Below are 5,878 nucleotides of genomic sequence, written 5' to 3' on the forward strand. Positions count from 1 at the left end.
AGCGTTTCTTGAAGACGATGGCGAAAGAAGCAAAACGGTTGACGGACTTGTTGAACGACTTCCTCGACATTCAGCGCATGGAGGACGGCAATCAGGAGTATAAAAAGGACCATTTCATCTTGAACGAGCTCGTTCGTGACGTCGTCGAACGGTTCCGTGAGACGAGCAACCATTCCATCCATTTTGACGACGCCGATGAAGCACTGCCTCTCATCGCCGATCAAGCGCGTATCGAGCAAGTGCTCATCAATCTGTTGTCAAACGCAATCAAGTATTCGCCGCAACACCACGAAGTTGAGGTCCGAATCCGAGCCGAGCATGGACAAGCGTTCGTCTCGATTCAAGATTTCGGCATCGGCATCCCCGAGCACGCGTTCGAAGAGCTATTCAAGAAATTCTATCGCGTCGACAACTCCGATACGCGCCAAATCGGGGGGACGGGACTCGGATTGTCCATCTGTAAGGAAATCATCGAGTCGCACGGCGGTAGCATCGAAGTCGAATCGACGGTCGGCGTCGGCTCGACGTTCACGTTCACGCTCGACTTAGCGGAGGAGACACTATGAACCATTACGCCTTTACGGGGTTCCCCGGTTTTTTGGCCGGGAAGCTGATCACCCATCTCGCGTCGGTACCGAACCAAATCGGCACGATTTATGCGCTCCACCTCCCGACCGAACGTTCCGCGGCACTCGCTTTAAAACAGGAGTTGTTGGAAGCGACATCGTTACGAGACGATCAGCTCGTGCTCGTCGAGGCCGATATTACGCTGCCTGAAGTCGTGCTCGATCCAATCATGCGCTCGATCATCGAGCGTGAGGTGAATTACATCTTCCATTTGGCGGCCGCTTACGATTTGAGCATCCCGTATGATGTCGGGTATCGCATCAACCTGCTCGGGACGAAGCACATCACCTCGCTGGCAAAACGGGCACCGCATTTGAAGCGGTACGTCTACTTCAGCACCGCCTATGTGTCCGGACGCCGCCAAGGGACCGTCTATGAGAACGAGTTATGGCACCGCGTCCGTTTTAAAAACCATTACGAGGCGACGAAGTATGAGGCGGAAGCAATCGTCTCGCGCGAGTTCGGCTCGATGCCGATCACGATTATCCGCCCCGGCATCGTCATCGGCCATAGCGTGACCGGGGAGACGAAGAAGTTCGACGGCGTCTATTTCGTCTTGAAACTGATGGACCAGTTGCGCCAGGCGGCCCCGCTTCCTTACATCGGACGTCAAAATGTCGAAGTGAACCTCGTCCCGTACGACTATGTCGTCGAGGCGACAGCCTATCTCGCGCATGCCCCGGCCGGACTTGGCCGGACGTTCCATTTGACGGACCCGTTCCCGCACGGCATCCGTGAAGTGTACCGGATGATTCACGAGACGATGTTCGCACGTGCCCCGCGCGGCACCATCCCCCATATCGCCGCAGAGGCTGGGTTTTCCGCACTCAAGCTCCAAGAGCGGTACGGCGTCCCGCGCGAACTGCTCGACTATTTCAAGCATCAAGTCCGGTTCGATACGACACAGACGATGCGCGCATTGAGTGGGACCGGGATCGTCTGCCCGGACTTGAAAGATTATTTGCCGCAAGTCGTCACCTATTACGAGACACACAAAAAGCCCTAACAGGGCTTTTTGTCATCCAATCAATAGTTTTTCTTTCGGATAGCGAATCTTACGGTCGAGCTGCCGTGCCACGGTGAAGAGGATCGTGAGCGAGCCGACGCGACCGAGTAGCATCATGAACATGATGAAGCTTTTACCAGCGTCATTCAATTCCGCTGTAACGCCGAGCGACAAACCGACTGTTCCGAACGCCGACACCGTCTCAAATAAGAGCGACGTCGCTGGGATGTGACTATTCGTCAAGATAGTTAACGTCGTAATCAATAAAATAAAGAAGAAGCTCGAGATGGCGACGACATACGCTTTTTTAATTTGAAACGCATCAATCGTCCGTTCCAAAATGACCGTCTCTTTCTTCCCAACGATGAACGCCCACATATCGGCTAAAATGACGGCCACGGTCGTCACTTTAATCCCCGACCCCGTGGAAGCGGCCCCTGCTCCGATGTACATGAGGATGATCATAATCCCAATCGATATCGGTGCCATCGTCGTGAGGTCGATCGTGTTGAAGCCTGCCGTCCGTGTCGTCACAGCTTGAAAGAAGGTGACGTGTAACGCTTCACCAAAAGATCGGCCATACTGTCCCCCTTCATTGGAAACCCACTCAGATAACATGAGTGCGAACCAGGCGATGCCGTTCAATATAATGAGCGAGGCAATCATAATCTTCGAATGGAGGGCGAGGCGCTTCCAACGCTTCACCTCGGCTGCGTCTGCAATCGTCGTAAATCCGAGTCCACCAATCATTAACAAAGCAGAAATCGTAATGACAATGGCCGTATTTTGTTCAAATTGCATCAGATTGTCCGGCCACAGGGCGAACCCTGCATTATTGAACGCCGAGACCGCATGAAAGAATCCATAATACAATGACTCACCGAAACGATACTCACCGGTGCTGTACAGTTCGACCGTCAAAAACAACATACCGATGAACTGGACGATAAGTGTCGTGAAAACAATGTTGCGGACAAGACGCACCGTACCACCAGGTCCCGATAAGTTGAGTGACTCTTGAAGCAAGATGCGCTGTTTTAAACCGATTTTCTTCCCAAGCAGACTGAGTAACATAAGCGCGACTGTCATAAACCCGAGACCCCCAACTTGAATCAACGCGACGATGACGAGCTCGCCGAACGTATTGAATGAAGTCCCGATATCAATCGTCGACAATCCTGTCACCGTGCCGGCCGATGTCGCGATAAACAGACAGTCAATCCAGGACACGGGCTGTGTCTGCGCGAATGGCATATAGAGTAACGTCGCCCCTAAAAAAATGGCGAGCAAAAAGCCTGTCGCGATAAAACGGGCCGGCTTTTCAAACACGAGCCGGTAGAGCGCCTCAATTCGTTTTATGCGCAATTCCCGTACGGTCAATCGATGTCGCATCTCGCTATCTCCTTCAAATCATGTTTTCTAAGGCTCATATTACTCCTCACTCGTAAAATTGCCAACTAGGAAAATGTCACGCTAACCCTTTCTTCGATTTTTTGGTAATATGATAGATAGACTTTATAAACGTTGAGGAGGTTGAATGAAACCGTGGACCCTAGTACGGTAGATCATTCGCTAAAGGATGTCTCGCGAAGGTTGGAGCGCCAGTCACAGTACATGCCCGCCCATCTTTATTTCCAGCTTGAAGAATTGTTAAATTGGTCACTCGATCAAGAAGTTGTGAATCAATTGTACGCATTGTTAAAAAAATACGACGTATTAACCGATATAGAGCGTGAAGAACGAAATGTCAGCATCCAATTGCTGATTGACGAAAACGGCGCTTAACCATCGGGAACGCATTATGCGGGAGACGAGTGGCGTCTCTCGCTTTTTTATGTCCTGGATTAGAAAGGTGGAAAACATAGACATGGATGTCGTCACGTTAGTAGGGCTTATACTCGGCTTTTTCACATTGATCGGTGGAATGCTTCTAAAAGGTGCAGGCGTAGCCCCCCTGATTAACCCGGCCGCATTGGTCATCATTTTTGTCGGGACGGCCGCTGCGGTCAGTATCGCCGTCTCGAAAGAACAGCTGCAAACCGTTCCAAAACTTTTTAAAATTCTATTCACGAAACAAACGCTACCAAGTAAGACCGGCATGTTGACGCAATTCGTCGATTTATCGACACAAGCGCGGAAAGAAGGGCTTCTCTCTCTTGAGACAGCGCTCGAACAAGTCGATGAACCGTTTTTGAAGCAAGGCATGATGATGGTCATCGATGGACAACCGTCCGAATATATTGCCGAAGTCATGTCACGTGATATCGAAAACATGGAAATCCGCCATAAGGCGAACGCTGACGTCTTCACACAAGCCGGCACATACGCCCCGACACTCGGCGTACTCGGAGCCGTCATCGGGCTTGTCGCTGCCTTAAAAGACTTATCCGACATCGAAAAACTTGGCTACGCCATCTCAGCCGCTTTCGTTGCGACGCTCTTCGGTATTTTCTCGGGGTATGTGCTCTGGTTCCCGTTCGCAAATAAGCTGAAGCAATACTCGAAGAGCGAAGTACTCATCAAAGAGATGATGATTGAAGGGATCCTCTCGATTCAAGGCGGCGAGTCGCCGAAGACGTTAGAAGATAAGCTGTCTGTGTATTTGTCTCCAAAGGAGCGAGCCGACTATGAAGCGCAAAAAGAAGCATGATCATGAAGAGCATATTTCAGAAGGCTGGCTCATCCCCTACGCCGACTTATTGACGCTCCTCCTCGCCCTCTTCATCGTCTTGTTCGCGTCGAGTAACGTCGACCAGACAAAACTCGAGAAGATGTCACAGTCGTTCAACCAAGTCTTCTCTGGCGGGACGAGCGTATTCCAAGCATCGACCGCCTCAAACAGCGACATCAACCGGACGAACAATACGGACACGACGGCGAACCCGCGAACGTACGAACTCGCGAAACTCGACGAACTGAAAGAGCAAGTGAACGAGTACATCAAACAGAACGGGCTACAAGACGAGATTGAAGCGACCATCAATTCGAGCGGTCTCGTCTTGACGATTCAAGACCGTGCGCTCTTCAGCATGGGGGAAGCGACGTTAGACGCCGAGGCTCGAGCCGTCGCCCGCTCCATCAGCGGCATCCTCGAGCAAGCCGGTAACCGGAAAATCGTCGTCTCGGGCCATACGGACAACGTCCCCATCAACACGGCCCGCTTCCCATCGAACTGGGAACTCAGTTCGGCCCGGGCGACTGCCTTTATGCGTGGCTTATTGACGAACGATACACTGAATCCGAGCCAATTCACACTCGCGAGCTACGGGGAATATAAGCCGATTGCGACGAACAGCACGCCGGAAGGACGGGCCAAGAACCGTCGCGTCGAAGTGTTGATTAAACCACTCGTCGACCTATCCGAAGGTGCACCAAAAATGATTGAGACGATTATTTTGCCACAGTAAAAGCCCACTCGCGTGGGCTCAGGCTGTTGACGAACCAATTCGCTTTTCGCGGATTGGTTCGTCTTTTTTAGGTTCGATGAGCTTGAGGCGCTCTGCCCGGCACAAGATTGAAAAAATGGTATGTATACGGTCTCTCCAGGCCAACAGGTTGGCCAGCTTCTTCATGTTTTGTGCGGTGGCTGCCACCAGGTTGGCGCGCTGGACCGCCTCACGCCCACGGTAGAACGTGAAACGGAGCCCATGAAGCTCCTTCGCGTCAGCGAACGAGCGCTCCACGGTCTGTGGCCGGAGACGGTATAGGTATTGACCGGATGCGGTCAATCGATTTCTGTTCACCGCTTCGAGGAACGGCTCGTCCAAATGGCGCGTGATGATCCGACGGTTCGTCTCGTTCTCCATGCATTTTTCGAGGAGCGGGCAGTCTTGACAGACTTTCGGGTCGGACACGTATTGACGGTATCCTTGGCGGGTCGTCGTGCTGTAACGGAGGATTTGGCGGGCCGGGCAGCGATAGGCGTCCTCATCCGCGAGGTAGGTGAATTTGGACTTTCGGAACTTCCCTTTCTTGCCGCCGAAGCGGCGTCTCGAGATGACGCTATAGATGCCACGATTGACGAGCGACTTGGCGATCTCCGTTGAGAAATAGCCCGCGTCGAGCGCCACCGCCTCGAGCGGGAAGGCGAAATGCTGAAGAATGTAGTCTAGACGCTCCAGATAGACGGTACTGTCATGCACGTTCCCCGGCGTGACGTAGGCATCGACGATGAAGTTATACTTTGCGTCGACCGTTCGGTGGACGAGCCAAAAGAAGCCTTCCGGCTTCCGGGTCCGATACATA

Annotated in this window: 7 protein-coding genes; 5 read left to right on the forward strand and 2 right to left on the reverse strand. The window is 52.4% G+C overall.

Annotated elements, in window-relative coordinates; all coding sequences use genetic code 11:
* Positions 1–566, forward strand: a 566-nt coding sequence (locus DI14_RS07785; RefSeq protein WP_034807225.1) for a cell wall metabolism sensor histidine kinase WalK, incomplete at its 5' end; no start/stop codon positions are given.
* Positions 563–1,633 (forward strand): SDR family oxidoreductase, encoded by a 1,071-nt coding sequence (locus DI14_RS07790; protein ID WP_034807227.1) that lies wholly within the window; start codon positions 563–565, stop codon positions 1,631–1,633. The genes DI14_RS07785 and DI14_RS07790, both read left to right, overlap by 4 nt.
* A gap of 12 nt (positions 1,634–1,645) precedes the next feature.
* Here the strand turns inward: DI14_RS07790 and DI14_RS07795 are convergent, their stop codons facing one another.
* On the reverse strand, positions 1,646–3,025 hold the full coding sequence (locus DI14_RS07795) for a TrkH family potassium uptake protein (RefSeq protein ID WP_051622643.1): 1,380 nt from the start codon (positions 3,023–3,025) through the stop codon (positions 1,646–1,648).
* 141 nt (positions 3,026–3,166) lie between these two features.
* On the opposite strand from DI14_RS07795, the gene DI14_RS07800 reads away from it, so the two are divergent.
* The 3 genes from DI14_RS07800 to DI14_RS07810 all read left to right on the forward strand — a co-directional run bounded on the left by DI14_RS07800 (position 3,167) and on the right by DI14_RS07810 (position 5,040).
* The gene (locus DI14_RS07800) at positions 3,167–3,418 is read left to right on the forward strand and encodes a hypothetical protein (RefSeq protein WP_235193424.1); all 252 of its coding nucleotides are present in this window, start codon (positions 3,167–3,169) and stop codon (positions 3,416–3,418) included.
* An 82-nt stretch (positions 3,419–3,500) separates the two neighbouring features.
* A complete protein-coding gene (gene motA / locus DI14_RS07805) occupies positions 3,501–4,283 on the forward strand; it encodes a flagellar motor stator protein MotA (protein WP_034807231.1) in 783 nt (260 codons plus the stop codon).
* Positions 4,261–5,040: a flagellar motor protein MotB gene (locus DI14_RS07810; RefSeq protein ID WP_034807233.1), complete on the forward strand. Its 780-nt coding sequence runs from the start codon at positions 4,261–4,263 to the stop codon at positions 5,038–5,040. Before motA ends, DI14_RS07810 begins: the two co-directional genes overlap by 23 nt.
* 18 nt (positions 5,041–5,058) lie before the next feature.
* Here DI14_RS07810 and DI14_RS07815 read toward each other — a convergent pair.
* The coding region (locus tag DI14_RS07815) for a transposase (RefSeq protein ID WP_081825850.1) at positions 5,059–5,878 on the reverse strand (820 nt) is incomplete at its 5' end.

Origin of the sequence: Exiguobacterium sp. AB2, from assembly GCF_000696055.1 — a bacterium.
GTDB classification, from domain to species: Bacteria; Bacillota; Bacilli; order Exiguobacteriales; family Exiguobacteriaceae; genus Exiguobacterium; species Exiguobacterium alkaliphilum.